Source organism: Vibrio sp. Isolate32 (genome assembly GCF_022397955.1).
In the GTDB taxonomy this organism is placed as follows: Bacteria; Pseudomonadota; Gammaproteobacteria; order Enterobacterales; family Vibrionaceae; genus Vibrio.
In genome coordinates this window covers 18,340-33,454 of sequence record NZ_JAKEUQ010000034.1, presented here as the reverse complement: position 1 = coordinate 33,454, position 15,115 = coordinate 18,340, and the positions used below count along the sequence as shown (strand labels likewise).

Annotated in this window: 13 protein-coding genes, 2 pseudogenes and 1 riboswitch; of the genes and pseudogenes, 5 read left to right on the top strand and 10 right to left on the bottom strand. The window is 44.8% G+C overall.

Going from position 1 to position 15,115, the window contains the following annotated elements:
- The coding region (locus tag L1D11_RS19650) for an IS3 family transposase (protein WP_239833427.1) at positions 1 to 218 on the top strand (218 nt) is incomplete at its 5' end.
- 74 nt (positions 219 to 292) lie between these two features.
- Here the strand turns inward: L1D11_RS19650 and L1D11_RS19645 are convergent.
- Positions 293 to 1,273 carry a helix-turn-helix transcriptional regulator gene (locus tag L1D11_RS19645; RefSeq protein WP_345772756.1) on the bottom strand — a complete coding sequence of 327 codons (981 nt, stop codon included), beginning with the start codon at positions 1,271 to 1,273 and terminating at the stop codon, positions 293 to 295.
- A gap of 567 nt (positions 1,274 to 1,840) precedes the next feature.
- On the opposite strand from L1D11_RS19645, the gene L1D11_RS19640 reads away from it, so the two are divergent.
- On the top strand, positions 1,841 to 2,185 hold the full coding sequence (locus tag L1D11_RS19640) for a thiamine-phosphate diphosphorylase (RefSeq protein WP_102423276.1): 345 nt from the start codon (positions 1,841 to 1,843) through the stop codon (positions 2,183 to 2,185).
- A gap of 99 nt (positions 2,186 to 2,284) precedes the next feature.
- Here the strand turns inward: L1D11_RS19640 and thiE are convergent, their stop codons facing one another.
- Entirely contained in the window at positions 2,285 to 2,902 is a 618-nt protein-coding gene (gene thiE, locus L1D11_RS19635; protein WP_239834024.1) for a thiamine phosphate synthase, read from the bottom strand.
- Between the two features lie 261 nt (positions 2,903 to 3,163).
- Here thiE and L1D11_RS19630 point away from each other — a divergent pair, with 261 nt between their 5' ends.
- Positions 3,164 to 5,107: a methyl-accepting chemotaxis protein gene (locus L1D11_RS19630; RefSeq protein ID WP_239834023.1), complete on the top strand. Its 1,944-nt coding sequence runs from the start codon at positions 3,164 to 3,166 to the stop codon at positions 5,105 to 5,107.
- A gap of 129 nt (positions 5,108 to 5,236) precedes the next feature.
- Here the strand turns inward: L1D11_RS19630 and thiM are convergent, their stop codons facing one another.
- The 7 genes and pseudogenes from thiM to L1D11_RS19595 form a co-directional block, all read right to left on the bottom strand.
- The gene (gene thiM / locus L1D11_RS19625) at positions 5,237 to 6,022 is read right to left on the bottom strand and encodes a hydroxyethylthiazole kinase (RefSeq protein ID WP_239834022.1); all 786 of its coding nucleotides are present in this window, start codon (positions 6,020 to 6,022) and stop codon (positions 5,237 to 5,239) included.
- Between the two features lie 29 nt (positions 6,023 to 6,051).
- Positions 6,052 to 6,732, bottom strand: coding sequence for a thiaminase II (gene tenA, locus L1D11_RS19620; protein ID WP_239834021.1), 681 nt, complete (start codon positions 6,730 to 6,732; stop codon positions 6,052 to 6,054).
- A gap of 8 nt (positions 6,733 to 6,740) precedes the next feature.
- Positions 6,741 to 7,697 carry an ABC transporter substrate-binding protein gene (locus tag L1D11_RS19615; RefSeq protein ID WP_239834020.1) on the bottom strand — a complete coding sequence of 319 codons (957 nt, stop codon included), beginning with the start codon at positions 7,695 to 7,697 and terminating at the stop codon, positions 6,741 to 6,743.
- Positions 7,698 to 7,788: 91 nt separating this feature from the next.
- Entirely contained in the window at positions 7,789 to 8,604 is an 816-nt protein-coding gene (locus L1D11_RS19610) for an ABC transporter permease (protein WP_239834019.1), read from the bottom strand.
- Positions 8,597 to 9,361 carry an ABC transporter ATP-binding protein gene (locus tag L1D11_RS19605; protein WP_239834018.1) on the bottom strand — a complete coding sequence of 255 codons (765 nt, stop codon included), beginning with the start codon at positions 9,359 to 9,361 and terminating at the stop codon, positions 8,597 to 8,599. Before L1D11_RS19605 ends, L1D11_RS19610 begins: the two co-directional genes overlap by 8 nt.
- Complete coding sequence (gene thiD / locus L1D11_RS19600) at positions 9,351 to 10,235, bottom strand: bifunctional hydroxymethylpyrimidine kinase/phosphomethylpyrimidine kinase (protein ID WP_239834017.1); 885 nt, start codon at positions 10,233 to 10,235, stop codon at positions 9,351 to 9,353. Before thiD ends, L1D11_RS19605 begins: the two co-directional genes overlap by 11 nt.
- 98 nt (positions 10,236 to 10,333) lie before the next feature.
- Positions 10,334 to 10,445: riboswitch (TPP riboswitch) on the bottom strand.
- Between the two features lie 163 nt (positions 10,446 to 10,608).
- A pseudogene (locus L1D11_RS19595) lies at positions 10,609 to 11,578 on the bottom strand (IS630 family transposase).
- 66 nt (positions 11,579 to 11,644) lie between these two features.
- Between L1D11_RS19595 and L1D11_RS19590 the strand changes: the two are divergent.
- Positions 11,645 to 12,111 (top strand): annotated as a pseudogene (locus tag L1D11_RS19590) (transposase); the annotation flags it as partial.
- 316 nt (positions 12,112 to 12,427) lie between these two features.
- Here L1D11_RS19590 and L1D11_RS19585 read toward each other — a convergent pair.
- Positions 12,428 to 13,603, bottom strand: coding sequence for an MFS transporter (locus L1D11_RS19585; RefSeq protein ID WP_239834016.1), 1,176 nt, complete (start codon positions 13,601 to 13,603; stop codon positions 12,428 to 12,430).
- 245 nt (positions 13,604 to 13,848) lie between these two features.
- Here L1D11_RS19585 and L1D11_RS19580 point away from each other — a divergent pair, with 245 nt between their 5' ends.
- Positions 13,849 to 14,739: a LysR family transcriptional regulator gene (locus L1D11_RS19580; protein WP_239834015.1), complete on the top strand. Its 891-nt coding sequence runs from the start codon at positions 13,849 to 13,851 to the stop codon at positions 14,737 to 14,739.
- Positions 14,740 to 15,115 lie beyond the last annotated feature (376 nt).

Here is a 15,115-nt window from a genome sequence, read left to right as displayed (position 1 = left end):
GTATGAGTAGGAAAGGAAACGGCTGGGACAATGCTTGTGTTGAGAGCTTCTTCCATTCAATGAAAGTTGAAGCGATCCAGTATGAGCCGATCATGACGCGAGACGAGATGCGCCAAACAATCTTTGAATACATAGAGGTTGATTATAATCGGACAAGAAGGCACAGTGCTCTTGGGTATCTAAGCCCAGTTAACTTTGAAAATCAAAATGTCGCTTAATGAAGTGTCCAGTCTGGCTGGAGCAGATCAGTTAGTTGATTTCCCTGATATCTTCGAGCTCCGACTTGCGGACTTTAACTGTGTTCTTTGCGGTACTGTCTTGGCGTCATGTTCATTTGACGCTTAAACGCACGAGTGAAGTGAGATGAATCGGAATAGCCCATCTGTGCCCCTACTTGCGTAATCGACAAATCTGGCTGCTTAAGCAATTCCAATACTTGCTCCAATACCATCTCTTCTATCAGAGTTTTGTAGACGACTCCTTCATGCTCCAAACGGCGTTGGATAGTCCTGACATGCATGTTCAAGATTTCAGAAGCGAGACTAATCGGGAGCTTTCCCATAGTGAGATACGGTTTAATGACAAGCTTAAAGGCAATTAAGAAAGAGCTAGGCAAAGGAGCGTTGGATTCAAGAACAAGAGGAGCTTTAGGCAACACAATCGGCGCAAGCATAAGCTCTTCTGCGATCTCAAAAGCAGTAACGGGTCTATGTGTATAAAACTGAGCACTGCCCATTTGTGGAAGAGATTTAAAACATTCGAGATCGCTGCTTTGAATACCGACCTCAGACGGCTTCCAACGCCCTTGTGTTAATACAGAAAGCAACTCATTAATAAAAATAACAGAGAACAGCTCAGCGAATTCAAACCAAGGTGCATTGGTGAATGGCTTCTCTCTAACAAACCACCACTTCCCCCCAGATTGTTTGGTATAGACATTCGCACCGTTTGATACCAGCTTCAACTGCTCACCAAATTGGTCGAGCGCACTTTTTAATGAGTCTTGCTGACTCAGCTTCGCTACAAACCTTGATACATAGGTTTGCTTACAAAAGCTCCATATAAACAACGAAAACTCTTCTCTCGACGCCGACTCGCCCATAATTTTGACCACATTTTTTATGGTCGTCTCTGGGAGATAATCATAATGGTCGTTGCTGGTGAGAATATCATTGGGGACTTTGGCACTGCGTATTAGAGTGTAGATGTCACCATCGATATGTTTAAACAGTTCCGCAAAGAGCTCGACTTCTTTCTTATCTACAACCGTCATTTGAGGGGTATTGGGCATCCTTTCCTCTGCACTTATTCCATTGAATAATTTTAGTTTTTCACCTTGGTAAATATAGCAGAATAAACGGCTCAACACATGAGCTTACCAACCGAGCCTACTAATCAAAGTAAGGAATAAACAAATAGTTAATGGCCAATGCTTAACGGTGAAAGCCCTGCTAAAGTTTTACTGAACCGCCAGATCAGATCTGCGAACCCAGAATGCTCGAACTCATGTCTGCTTATCTTGTTGATAAATATCTTTGTCGTCTGGATAAAACACCCTAGTTGATGTCCAAAAGTGACCTAATTACACTGCGATCCCAACGGGTTTATCTTTTCAAATGAGTTTTGACAGACCCAAATCGCTCTTTAACAACACTGACCCAACTTCAAACCTCCCAGATAAACGCTCTGCCTTGCAGGCGCTTATGCCGGTTTCAAATAGATCACTTTTTGAATCTAATTCGCCCCAGTTTATGAGTGCTCTTCGAGTACTTTTTTATATCTAAATGAACCTTTTGGAAAATTTGTCGTGAACGTTTTAAGAAACATTTGCCCTGAGAAAATGGGTAAAGAGCGTAACAAACGAGAGTATGATTTACGCGTACTTAATTGTGTCAGTGAAAGTGAATATGAATCGCGTATGGCGGTTTGGAACAGCCTAACTATGGCTGCAACGCCGTCAGCTTCGGAAACAAAAGGCTTCATCGATGAGGCTTTCAACAAATTACAAAATGACTTAAAAGAAACAAGTCGCGAGTTATCCATTAACTACACCGACTTTATTGCGATGGCACATGAAGAAATCAATTACATCAAGATTTTTGTGGCCGATAAAACCTCGCAATACGGTTGGTACGCAGCGATCGCTCTGATGATCATCGGCACCGTTGCTCTATGTATTCAGTAAGATAGTCCCTATCTTCAGCTGAAACTCCCTTAATCGCTTTCATACGCGCTAACTAGAAAACAAATGACTCGCTTCATTTGTTTTCTAGTCGCTACAAACTCATTCTCCCATCAGATTTAGCAAGTCTTGCGTCGCCTTTTTAGGGTCTTCAGCGTGACAGATTGCAGATACTAGCGCTAAGCCGTGGATACCAGTCTCAACCAGCTGCGGGATATTAGACTTGTTAATGCCACCAATACCGACAATCGGCAACTTGGTTGTTTCCAACGCCAACTTAATCCCTTCGTAACCCCAATGCTTCTTCAGATTTGTTTTAGTCTGAGTCTCAAACAGTGCGCTAAGGCCGATGTAATCTATTGACAAATCATCAGCTTCTTGTAACTGCTGTTCAGTCTCAATCGATAAACCAAGAATCTTGTCTGAACCAATCAGCTTGCGGGCTATGGTTGCAGGCATATCCGATTGCCCTAAGTGCAAACCATCGGCATCCACAGCTAATGCTACATCAACTCGATCATTAATGATCAGAGGCACGCCCGTTCCAATTAAAACTGATTTAACGGCTTCTGCACGCTCAATGAAGGCTCTTACATCTCCGTGCTTCTCTCTTACTTGAACCATAGTAACGCCACCAGCGACCGCTTTTTCAACCACAAACTTAAGCGTTTCTAAATCTTGTTGGTCGTCGGTAACCAAGTAGAGCTTGTAAGGGTTCATACCATTCCTTTTAAATCGATTTCTATAATTGATGTTATGCTATTTTACCGATAAATCGCCTCCTATGCATGGGAGTTAATACTAAAACCTTTACGTAAAACGAACAGACCAAATACGCAACTCGTTGAAAGCATATCAAAAAATCTGAACTTCTTAACTAAAGCGTTACTTATTACACAAACTATTCACTTTGAGCATGCCCGATACACAGTTTTATGGAATACTCCAAAATGAAGGAATTAGGTAAATATAGGGATAGTTATGCGCCACCTTTCTATAGCGCTTAAGATCAAGCTGGGGTTTGCCATCTGCTTGCTCTTTTTCGTCATTTCAGGCCTTGTGAGCTACAAAGGCATTCAAACCTTGTCGAACGGCTTTCGCGAGTACAGCAAACTCAGCCACAAAGCGACTCAGTCTGGCAACATTCAAGTGCACTTTCTTCAGATGCGTTTAGCCTCTGAACATTACTTAGAGTCATTGGATGAGCAATATGAAGCGAATTATCAATCCAGCAAATTGGCGATCGATGATCTGCTCAATAACTTAATCGAAACCACCACTAACACTGACAGCCTATCAAGCTTACAACTGGTCCAAGACAGCGTTGCCGCCTTTGATACTGCTTATGGCTCAATGAAGCAGAGCCAGCTAATGATCGACCAGCTCGTAAATGTTGAGATGGTCAAAAGAGAGACTAACGCGCTAAAAGCCGCGCAGAGCTTGTTGTATGAGTCTTACAATAACAACGATCCAAACGCGAGCTTGTACGCGGGTATGCTAATGGAAAACTTCCTCGCAGCTAAGATCGCGGTTATTAGCTACTCGAACAACAACGACCTCAAAACCTACGAAGCGGGTAAAGATATCTTTGAATATGCTCTACCAGGTATCGAAGGTGATATTGAGTCTCTGAAATCCTCGCCTTACCAAAGCGAACTGATTGAAGACTTCTCTAACCAGCGTGAAGCCTATGCGAAAGGCTTTGAACAAGTTCATCAACAGATGCTAGAGAACACTCAAAGAACCGCTACCCTATCCTCGATTGGTGATAGCTTAGCGATTACGGTCGCGGATGCTCAGAGTATTCTCGAACAACAGAAACAAGCGCTAACTCCAGAGCTGCAAGCCAGTGAAAAGCGCTCGATTCAGATCATCATCTTGCTCACTGGTGTCGCCTTGGTTATCGGAATGACGAGCGCCGTGTTGGTGACTCGTTCTATCACCAAAGGCATCGCACAAGTTAAACAGATCACCAATGAGCTTTCTCAAGGTAACCTGAATGTTGAAGTAAACATTGAGAGTAAGAACGAGATTGGCGAGCTACTAACGAACATGGAGATCACCACTGAATCTCTGCGCGATATCGTAGGCCAAGTGAACCGCTCTAGTGTGCGTATTGGCGAGATGTCTGAATCACTTAATCAAGTGACCAATAACAGCTCGACCAACGCAATACAGTTGAATAGTGAAATGATGAACATCTCATCCGCGGTTGACCAACTGGCTTCTAGCACATCAGAAATTGCTTCAAGCGCTAACCACGCCTCTCAAGTAGCGAACCAAGCCACCGAGAATGTCGCAATGGGCCTGAAAGAAGTAGACAAGACACTGCATGAAATTGGTAGTGCCGATGAAAGCATGCAGGTCAGCAGCCGGAAAGTGACCGACCTACATAAAGAGTCGATGAACATTGGCGCAATACTGGAAGTAATCAAAGGCGTATCAGAGCAAACCAACCTTCTCGCGCTGAATGCCGCAATTGAAGCAGCTCGCGCAGGCGAACAAGGTCGTGGATTTGCCGTAGTCGCAGACGAAGTAAGAACGCTCGCTAAACGCACCCAAGACTCTGCTAGCCAAATTGATGAGCTCATAACCTCACTACAACGTGGCGCTAAAGATGCGTTAGAGTCTATCAAAGAGAGCCACAGCACGGTTTCAGACGCTTCAACGCAGGCGCAGCAAGCTTCTCAGAACTTACATGTAATTAACCAACACATCCAAGATCTGAACCAAGCCAATAGCCAAATCGCGGTGTCGGTTGATGAGCAGGATCGTCTTACCAAATCACTGGGTGAAAATGCGCAAGGTGCGAATACCATCGCGCAAAGTAACCAAGAGTCAGTCAGCAGCATTTCAGGTGCAGCAAGCGACTTAACCGAAGTTGCTCACCACCTAGAGAGCCAAGTGAACCGATTTAGAACCTAGTCAGCTAATCTATATACTCGGCACAGCTCCAAGCCAACAATAAAAAGCCCCCTACACAGGCCGGGGGCTTTTCTTTGACTAAAGCGTTTAAGTTAGGCTTCTAACTGATTGCTTAGATGTAGATGAACCCTACTGAATCTTCAAACGTTGAATCAGAGTCTCTTCGTCTAACTGATACAGCTCATCAAGTAAGTTCATTTGCAAGCTACCTGGGCCGCGAGAGTTCTCAGCAGCAATTTCACCAACCACACCTAATACCGCCGCCGCAGCCAAACCGCTTTCATCACCAACAGCAGCAAATGCGCCCGTCAATGCGGTTAAGGTACAACCCATGCCAGTAACATACGGCATCATTTGGTGTCCATTGTTTAACGTCACCACGCTGTTTTTGGTGACAATGTAATCCGTCTCGCCTGAAATCACCACATTTGCACCGTATTTAGCGACTAAGCACTGTGCAGCACCTAACGCAGCATCACTGCTATCAAGCGCATCCACACCTTTGCTCTGCGCTTGCTCGCCCGCTAATGCAATAATCTCAGACGCGTTACCGCGAATGATTAACTTATCCGCTAAACGTGCGATTTGACGAGAAGTCTCGGTACGCAGCATGCTTGCACCACAACCCACAGGGTCTAGCACCACAACCTTGTTGTTCGCGTTAGCTTGTTCAACCGCGAAGCACATTCTTGGCGTCCATGCACTGTCGATCGTGCCAATGTTGATCACCAAGGCACCAGAGAATGACATCATCTCCGCAAGCTCTTGTTGCGAATGTGCCATGATAGGCGAAGCACCAATCGCTAACAAAGCATTGGCCGTATTGTTCATCACTACGTAGTTGGTAATGTTCACAACCAGTGGTTTTTGCTTTCGCACTGCGCGTAGCGATTGAATGATTTGTTCAGTTAGCATGGATTAATCCTTATTCGTGAAAGTCGCTCTTAAGCCGCAGTAGAGTCATTAAGTGCATTCAGACCTTGCTGCCAAAAAGCCACTTCCATACGTGTTGCCGTTTTGAAGATATGAACGATGTTCTGACCGCGTTCGCTGTTGATATCAATCTCAGCCAGTAGCTGATTGAAATACTCTGCACCCGTTGCCACGGCAGACTGGAACTCTTCACCACCGTAAAGCTGCAGCCAACTTGCGTATGGGTTGCCTTCCAAAACAGTGTCATTGCTTTCTAGAAGCGCTTTACCAATTACGGCATAACCAATGGAACACGGAGCCAATGCCGCATAGAGATCGACAAGACCACCCGTCATACCCGCGTCTAGAACGTAGCGCGTGTAAGCAACTGTGCCGAAATCTTCAGGTTCGTTTTCTAAATCAGATTCCGTTAATCCCCACTGACCACAGTAAGTCACATGGTGTGAAATTTCAGAATCTAACAGAGCATGAACACTTGGCAGAGCACGGCGCATATCAGCCAAGGTTTTCGCCTTATAAATGGCCAACGCATAAGCACGGGCATACTGTTTTAAGAACAGAAAATCTTGCTTCAAGTAATGCAGAAAACACGGCTGAGCAAGAGTGCTGTTTGCCAGCGTTTTAACAAAATCATGCTCGGTGTAGTCTTGCCAATCTTGCTGACAAGCTTGAATTAAGTCTTGATATTTCATGAGATTCCTTAGTCAAATGCCGGTACGTAATCAGCAGCTTTTGGTAGTGAATTTATAATGCCTTTGTCGAACATGAACTGCGCGTAATCATCGTAACGCTTCATGTCTACCGCTGAAGGACGAAGTGCAAAACGAGTCAGCGTGTCGTTCCATGCGCGTTGGTTTAGCTCGTTGTTTAGCGTATCTGGTGAATACGCTACAAACTCACTCCACGAGTCTTGTGGGTGGTTCACAATGTAAGTGATTGCTTGCTCCAGTGCTTTGTTGAACGCTTTGATGGCTTCGTCGTCGTGTTTCTTTGCATTCGCCACAAAGATCAACTCATCGTAAGCTGGCACACCATACTCTTCTGGGAAGAATGCTTTGGCTTTATAGCCTTCAAGGGCTAGTTGATTCGTTTCGAAGTTACGTAAGCCACCCCAGATTGCGTCTACCTTGCCTGATGCCAGTGAAGACGAAAGTGCCCAACCTACATTGATGGTTTGAACGTCGGTAAACTCAACATTTTCTTGAGCCAGCATGGTGCCGATCGTCGCTTCTTCATTACCCGCAATTGCGATACCGATCTTCTTGCCTTTCAGGTCCGCTAACGAATCGTTCTTGCCGTTATCCAGCACCATCAACGTGTTCAGCGGTGTGGCGATTAGGGTTGATGCACGAACCAAAGGCAAGCCTGCCGCCACATCCATAGTTAAACTTGGTTGGTAAGTTACTGCGAGATCGACCTTACCTGCTGCAACGAGTTTTGCTGGCGTGCTTGGGTCCGCTGGTTCTTGGATTTCAATCTCTAGGCCCTGATCTGCAAAATAACCACGCTCTTGAGCAATCACTACTGGGCCGTGGTTTGGGTTTACAAACCAATCCAACATCAGTGTCAGTTTTTTCTGTTCCGAATCCGCGAATGTGTGACCTGAAACCAGCGAAGCAAGCAGCGCCACTGCACCTACCAATTTGGTGTTTTTCATCGTTAACCTTTCCTTTTGAATATTATTATTGTGTTTGTCGATCTAATATCTAACGAGGTACTGTTTGAGATAAACAGCGCTGAGTGAACCATCACTGGTTCTCCCAAGGGATAGCTTTTTTGAGTAATTTATCTGTGATGAAATAGAGCGAGATAGAGAGCACCGCCAAGATAAACAAGGCCGCGAACATCTCATCAATGATCATGCGCGCATTGGCTTGCAGCATTAGGTAACCTAGCCCTTCACTCGAACCTACCCACTCACCAACAACCGCGCCAATAGGGGCGATAACCACAGCGACACGAATACCTGACGCCAATGTTGGCAGTGCAGCAGGAAATTGAATGTGGCGTAGCAGTTGCCATTTCGATGCACCCATTGTTTTAGCTAGGTCAAGGTATCCTGTCGGTGTGTTACGCAGGCCGTCATAACAACAGGTAGTCACGGGGAAGAAAATTATTATCGCCGCCATCACTACTTTTGAGGCGATACCATAGCCAAGCCACAACATCAGTACAGGCGCGATCGCAAATACAGGAATCGCTTGGCTAGCAATCAAGATCGGCAACAGCCAGCGCTTTAACGGGTCAAACATCAACATCTGCAAGGCGAAAAACAACCCCATCGTCAGACCTAGTAATAGCCCTAGTAAGATCTCTTGTGCGGTCACCCAGGTATGTTTGAACAACACGTCGTAGCGTTCAATTAGCTTGAGGAATACTTCAGCAGGCGCTGGCAGAATGAAGCTTGGCATTTCGAAAACAACGACCACAAGCTGCCATAAGCCAAGAATCACAACGCTGCTGATAAGCAAACGCATAACGGAATTCATCTGACTTGAACGTTCAGTGCTAGCCTCCACGCTCGTTGACTGAGTCACAGCTTCAGTTCGTGTTAGTTCAGTCATAATCACGCTCCAACTGCTCTAAGATCGCCTGTTGCAACTCGGCACACTCACCATCGAGCAATCGTGGCGTCGCCGAATGAGGTACAGGTAAAAAGTGAGCACTCGCAGGTATGCCTTGCAACACATACAAGTTATCCGCCAAACGCACCGCTTCTTGCGGATCATGGGTGATCAACACAACGGTTTTATCTCTCAACAGTTCACACGCTAAACTCTGTAACTTGTGTCTTGTTACCGCATCCAGTGCAGAGAAAGGCTCATCCATCAACACAACTGGCTTGTCTTGCATCAAGGTTCGAGCCAAAGCAACACGCTGGCGCATACCACCAGACAACTGATCCGGCATAGTATCCGCGTAATCGGCCAAACCAACTGAAGCGAGTAACTCGAACGCTCGGTTCTTTTGCTCTGCGTTTTTATGCTTGTTCGTGGTATTGTGAAAGCGATGGCTCAAACATACATTGTCGATAACCGACAACCATGGCAGTAACAAATCTTGCTGCGCCATGTAAGCGATGCGGTCCGTTAAAGGAAGTTCATCAGAGGTTGCCAATGTGCCCTGCCACTCCACCTTGTCTCCCAACAAACCTGCCAAATAACGCAATACCGTAGTTTTCCCACAACCACTTCGCCCAAGCAGCACTGTCCACTTACCTGCATTTAAATTCAGTGACAGTCCCGACAGGGTCGCGTGCTCGCTATCTCGGTAACGCAGCGTCGCATTGCTAAGTTGAACGCCAACCGTATTAACGGACATTACCGTGCCCAGCAAAAAAGTGATTTACCGGGCCATGACCTTGACCGACTTTCAATTCGTCAGCATGGGCAATCGCGCGTGAAATGTATTGTTTACCTAGGTCGACAGCCTCTGGAAGCGTGTTACCTTGAGCCAAGAAAGAAGCAATAGCAGAAGAGAGCGTGCAGCCCGTGCCATGAGTGTTTTTGGTAGGAAAACGCTTCGCGCCAATCACAGCAGATGTGGTCGGTAGAATCAGTAAGTCATTACTGTTTTCATCTTTCTCTAGATGACCACCTTTGAGAAGAACGGCTTTAGCATCTAAAGCGCGCAGATCTTCAATCATGTCCTGCATTTCCGCTTCGCTTTCAGGAACGACTTTTCCTGTAAGTGCTGCACCTTCTGGTAAGTTAGGCGTAATGATATCTGCGAGCGGAATCAGCTCTTGTTTTAGCGTGGTGATAGCCGAGTTTTCTAGAAGAAGGTCGCCACTTGTCGCGACCATAACAGGGTCAATTACTAAGTGTTTTGGTTGGTATTGTTTGATTTTGTTCGCGACGACTTTGATGATTTGCGAATCCGCCAACATACCGACTTTTACCGCCACGATATTCAGATCGGTGAACACCGCATCTAACTGGCTGGCAACATGCTCAAGTGGGATTGGAAAAATGGTTGACACGCCTTGGGTATTCTGAGAGGTAATCGCAGTAATCACCGAACAAGCGAAGCTACCCGTTGCAGACATGGCTTTAATATCCGCTTGAATACCTGCGCCGCCGCCACTGTCAGAGCCTGCTATGGTTAAAACAATCGGAGTATTGATCAACGAAGATTGGTTGTGTGGTGTTTGAGTCTTTTTAAGTGGCGCTTGAGTGTTGGAATGCTGCGTCATGGTCGCTCCTACTATCTAAAAGACGTAAGAGAACCGAACTTTGGCCGTAAAGAGAGTGTGGAAATGAAAGCAATGAGAGATCATTGTTAGACCACATAGACAAAGTCATCATAGTTCCCTACGCCAGTGTTAACTGAATCAGGTTCAACGGGTCTCGAATAACGATCTCAGCAAATACCAATTAAGGTAGATGCCCCCCGACTATTGATAGCGATACTAACAGCACTCTCACAACTGAGATACTGATTTTATTCAATTATAAGAATTACGCATGAATAAATTTCAATTTCGCTTTGTTAGCAAGCACTTAGTTACTCTGATTACTTGATTGTGACTGAATTAATAAACTCAATAATATCAATACCATACCCAATCAACTTGAAGATGCTGGCTTGAACACCTGAAAATTGTCATTGATTCGAGACGTCAACGAACCTGCAATCTCTGGGAGAGTTACAGTAAAAAATTGGTCTATGGCTTCCTTGAAGTCACGTTTCCTTTTGAAGTAAACCTTATTCCTCGACTTCTCGTTCATTACCTTCCAAAGCCGCTCTATCGGATTGAAGTTTGGGCTATATGGTGGAAGGTAATGCAGCTCAATATTAAGCACAAATACCGCATCTTTAACTAAATCACTGCGGTGATATCCTGCTCCATCCAAAATGATATGGAGCTTGTGATTTAGCGGATAGCTCTCTCTGAGTTTACAGAAGAAACGGACAATGTTTTCACTGTTGATGCAGTCGTAGTCACTTACAATGGTTGACCCAATACCCGACAGGTTCAGTGCGCCAATAATATTCAGTCGGCTACGATTACCTGTCGTTTCTAAGACTTTATCTTGACCAGTGCGTATCCAACCATGGGAGATTTTGATCGACAGTGTTGGATGAACGGCATCGATAAAAACTATCGACTCATCCTCGCCGCAACTTGCCTGTAGGGCTTCGTAAGCTGCGATGCAGCCATTTATTCATGCCTGAAACCGTATAGCTAAGACCAAACTCCTCCTTAACATAAGCGACAATTTGATGAGTGTGGGAATAGGTATGCTCAGTCAAATGTTCGATAAGATGCATGGTTTGAGTCGCTGAAAGTTTGCTTTGGCTGCCCCCATTTTCAGGCTTAAGCTTTTCTGAAAGCATATAATCACTGAGGTGGCGAGCGACAGTCGATTCATGAATACGAAGGGCTTGAGAAATCATAGCCTGACTCCAACCTTCAGAAGCAAGTAATACCGCTTTAATGCGATCGCATACTCGGCTATCACGAGTTGAATCGTGCATCTGCTCGAGTTGCAGCTTTTGTTGAGGAGTCAATGTAATTTTCATAGGCCTTAGCATGATCCTGATTTTATCGAAAATCAAGCACCTTCATTGATCACGAGTATATGTAAATTGAAATCTATCCACGAACACGACAAGTACCTTAATGAACAAATCAAAACCCAAGATAACAAGCTTCAAACTATTGTTTATAAAAACGAAAGTGCTCAATTATTAAAAACTATCCCTGGAATTGGCGATCTTACATCCACATTGTGTATTGCCGATGTAAGTTCTCCGAGTAACTTCACTAATGGCCGAAAGATGGCTGCTTGGTTGGGGCTTGCGCCAAGGTAATTCTCAACGGGAGGAAATACCAAGCTACTTGGTATGAGTAAACGAGGAAATAAACACCTCAGAACTCTGTTCATCCACGGCGCAAGAGCTGTACTCTCTAGGCTAGAGACGACAGGGAAAGTGTTTGGAGAATGGCTTGTGAACCTACGAGCCACCAAACCATTTAATGTAGTGTCGCATTAGCCAACAAGCTAGCTAGGATAGTTTGGGCGGTGTTATATCACCGGCAAGCTTTTAAGGCTGTTTCGCTATAACCAAGTTTGCAACGCCAATGAACGTGATGACAAAAAAACGGTCAATCGGCCAGATTAAGAACCTGACACAAAAAATAGCAATCAATGCTTTGGGCTTTTTAAGGATAATCTGGCGCGGATATCATCGTGGAGCTGGGAAGCGAGTGCTCCCAACAAGAACTCCGAATACATTAGCGTAAACCAACTCCGTTATTACTTAATGGTAGTTGCAATAACGGTGCGGACCATACACTTTATTTATCTCGACTTCGAGCAAGCTATGCAGAGCCCCTATTCTAATCAAGAGCTCTATCTCACCTAAACAGGTGACAACTCGTCACACCGGCTGATTTTGAATGCGTGATTTACGTGCGCTAAATGCAAACAATAAGATAACGGCTAACACAAAAGGTAGTACGTAAATATTGAGGTTTTGCCAGCCCGCTGTCGATTCCAACCAACCAGAAAGCAATGCAGTCACAGTCACACAGCCAAATACAACAAACTCATTAAACGCTTGAGCCTTTGCTTTGTTTTGCGTTTGATACGATTGACTGAACAAACCGGTTGCCGCGATGAACATAAAGTTCCAGCCCACCCCGAGTAAAACCAGAGCCGCTCTAAAGTGCCAAATCGACTCACCATGAATGTTGATAGCAATACAAAAGACAAACAGTATCCCGCCTGCCAAGATCATCATTCTCGAACCAAATTTCTCAATCAGCGACCCAGTAAAGAAGGCAGGAACAAACATACCTAACACGTGCCACTCGATCACACCCGCCGCTTTAGTAAAGTCGAAACCACAGCCGATCATTGACAATGGTGTAGCTGTCATCAGAATGTTCATCACCGCATAGGCGACCATTGCTGCAAAGACTGCTCCGACAAAATCCGGAGCCTTCACGATTGCACTCAAAGGATCAGATTTTGGTGTCTGGTTGCTAAACGACACTTTAGGGAATTGAACGGTCTGTAAGATAACGAGTGCTAAAATGTTTAAGCCAATCAATGAAGCGAAAGCCCCAATGTACAGACCATCTTGCGACCATTGCTGAGACATAATCGCTAAGTTCGGTCCGAGTACCGCAGCAAGAACACCACCAGCCATTGAAATCGAGATTGCGCGGTGTCGTGCATTTTCGTCACACACTTCAATAGCCGCGAAGCGATAAAGCGTTCCGAAGCCAATACCGATACCCAACAAAAAGGTCGCAAAGCAAAACAGATAGAAGTTTTGTTGCAATAACGCGTAAGTCGCTAGGCTTGCACCCGCAATTCCAACAAGATTACCGATACTAAAGCCTCGCTTTCGGCCTAACTTACCTGAAATCAAAGAAGCGGGAATGGTGGCTGACATCAACCCTAAAAACTGCAACGCGACTGGTAAAGTAATCATACTGGCACTGGGCGCAATCTGTTTTCCTATCAAGCCAATCACGGAAATCAGTAGGATATTTCCTGTCATTAATAACGCCTGACACAGTGACAGTAGCCAAACATTTCTATTCATCTTCGTTCCTAAATGTGAGCGCGGCTGATCACTAGACCAAATAACCCAAAAAGTCTCAACACTTTGTTACAAAAAATGAAACTCACCTGCTATCAATGTATTGGTTTAAAACAATCTCTTGTTGGAGCTTCAACGATATCGAATACGTCTCTCTCTAGATTTGCAATTATCATTAACGGAGATAATAATAATTTTCTGTTATTCACTAGCGCTGTTTCAAAAAACGTCGGTATTAAAAGGCGAGTATGATTAATCCACTTTGGCTCAACACATTCAAGACACTGGTAGAAGTCGGCCATTTCACCCAAACGGCTGAAAAGTTGTACATGACTCAACCAGGAGTCAGCCAACACATCAAAAAGCTTGAGCAAGCATGTGACTGTGAGCTGCTCTCTCGAGAAAATAAGAGCTTCGAGCTGACCGAGCAAGGTCGGATTATGTATCGCTATGCACTCAAACTAGAGAAAGACCAAGAAGACCTTTTCGAATCACTCAGTTTCGACAACCCTTATTCAGGGCAGTGTCACCTATCTTGTTCAGGTTCACTCTCCTTGCGCTTATATCCCAAGCTTCTTGAACTGCAGCAGCAACACCCAGATCTAAGCATTAATCTAGAGGCAGCACCGAATAGAAAGATATTGAATGACCTGCTGCAAGGCACGACCGATGTCGGCATCGTGAGACACTCACCGAACGACAGCCACTACCAAAGCCAAGTTATCGGCAAAGAAGCATTGTGTCTTATTGTGCACCACAGCCATGCCGATCTTGAGATAACGCCGCAAACGCTGCACGAGATTGGTCTGATAGCTCACCCAGATTCTGCGCATTACCTCTCTTTGTACTTCGACCTGTGCGGTGATAAAGAGCTCGCGAACATCAACATTAATGAGATACCGAAATCAGGCTACATCAACCAACTTCATCAGATACTGCTGCCCGTATCGAAAGGGTTAGGGTTTACTGTGTTACCAGCAGGTGCCGTTGAACATTTTGCTGAAAGAAATAAATTGCACGTCGTGCCTCCAAAAGTAGAAGTTGAGGAGATGCTGTACTTAGTCCAAAAGAGAAACCGCAAGCTCCCTCATCGATACAATACCGTGATTGAGTTAATCAAACAGAACATCAATAATTAGGTAGACACAACTATCAGCTAGCCAGAAAGCAACTAACTATACTTCGCGACTTTCATTTCCATTTCAACAAGCGACGGCAAATCAGTCAAAAATATTTTTAAATTTAATTAAAAATAAGGTTGTAATTTAAAAAACTAAGCGTATATTTGACTAGTTGGTTCTAATCTATAGAGCTGCTAATGCTAAAGTAAGTCCAAGTTCCACAAAGACAGTTATCGATTTCCTCGTTACACCATCTCTGCGTCAGCTTCCACCCAGATAGTCATTCAATAGCTTTTAAATTCGATCCTACCACCGTTCTATACGTCATTTGCTTTCTTTGAAGTAAGCGAATCAGTAATAGTTCGACTAATTAAATATAAATGTAATAAACACA

Excerpts from the sequence above, each read along its gene's own strand:
- L1D11_RS19645 (WP_345772756.1), bottom strand. The coding sequence starts at position 1,273 with ATGACGGTTGTAGATAAGAAAGAAGTCGAGCTCTTTGCGGAACTGTTT.
- L1D11_RS19640 (WP_102423276.1), top strand. The coding sequence starts at position 1,841 with ATGGGTAAAGAGCGTAACAAACGAGAGTATGATTTACGCGTACTTAAT.
- thiE (WP_239834024.1), bottom strand. The coding sequence starts at position 2,902 with ATGAACCCTTACAAGCTCTACTTGGTTACCGACGACCAACAAGATTTA.
- L1D11_RS19630 (WP_239834023.1), top strand. The coding sequence starts at position 3,164 with ATGCGCCACCTTTCTATAGCGCTTAAGATCAAGCTGGGGTTTGCCATC.
- thiM (WP_239834022.1), bottom strand. The coding sequence starts at position 6,022 with ATGCTAACTGAACAAATCATTCAATCGCTACGCGCAGTGCGAAAGCAA.
- tenA (WP_239834021.1), bottom strand. The coding sequence starts at position 6,732 with ATGAAATATCAAGACTTAATTCAAGCTTGTCAGCAAGATTGGCAAGAC.
- L1D11_RS19615 (WP_239834020.1), bottom strand. The coding sequence starts at position 7,697 with ATGAAAAACACCAAATTGGTAGGTGCAGTGGCGCTGCTTGCTTCGCTG.
- L1D11_RS19610 (WP_239834019.1), bottom strand. The coding sequence starts at position 8,604 with ATGACTGAACTAACACGAACTGAAGCTGTGACTCAGTCAACGAGCGTG.
- L1D11_RS19605 (WP_239834018.1), bottom strand. The coding sequence starts at position 9,361 with ATGTCCGTTAATACGGTTGGCGTTCAACTTAGCAATGCGACGCTGCGT.
- thiD (WP_239834017.1), bottom strand. The coding sequence starts at position 10,235 with ATGACGCAGCATTCCAACACTCAAGCGCCACTTAAAAAGACTCAAACA.
- L1D11_RS19585 (WP_239834016.1), bottom strand. The coding sequence starts at position 13,603 with ATGAATAGAAATGTTTGGCTACTGTCACTGTGTCAGGCGTTATTAATG.
- L1D11_RS19580 (WP_239834015.1), top strand. The coding sequence starts at position 13,849 with ATGATTAATCCACTTTGGCTCAACACATTCAAGACACTGGTAGAAGTC.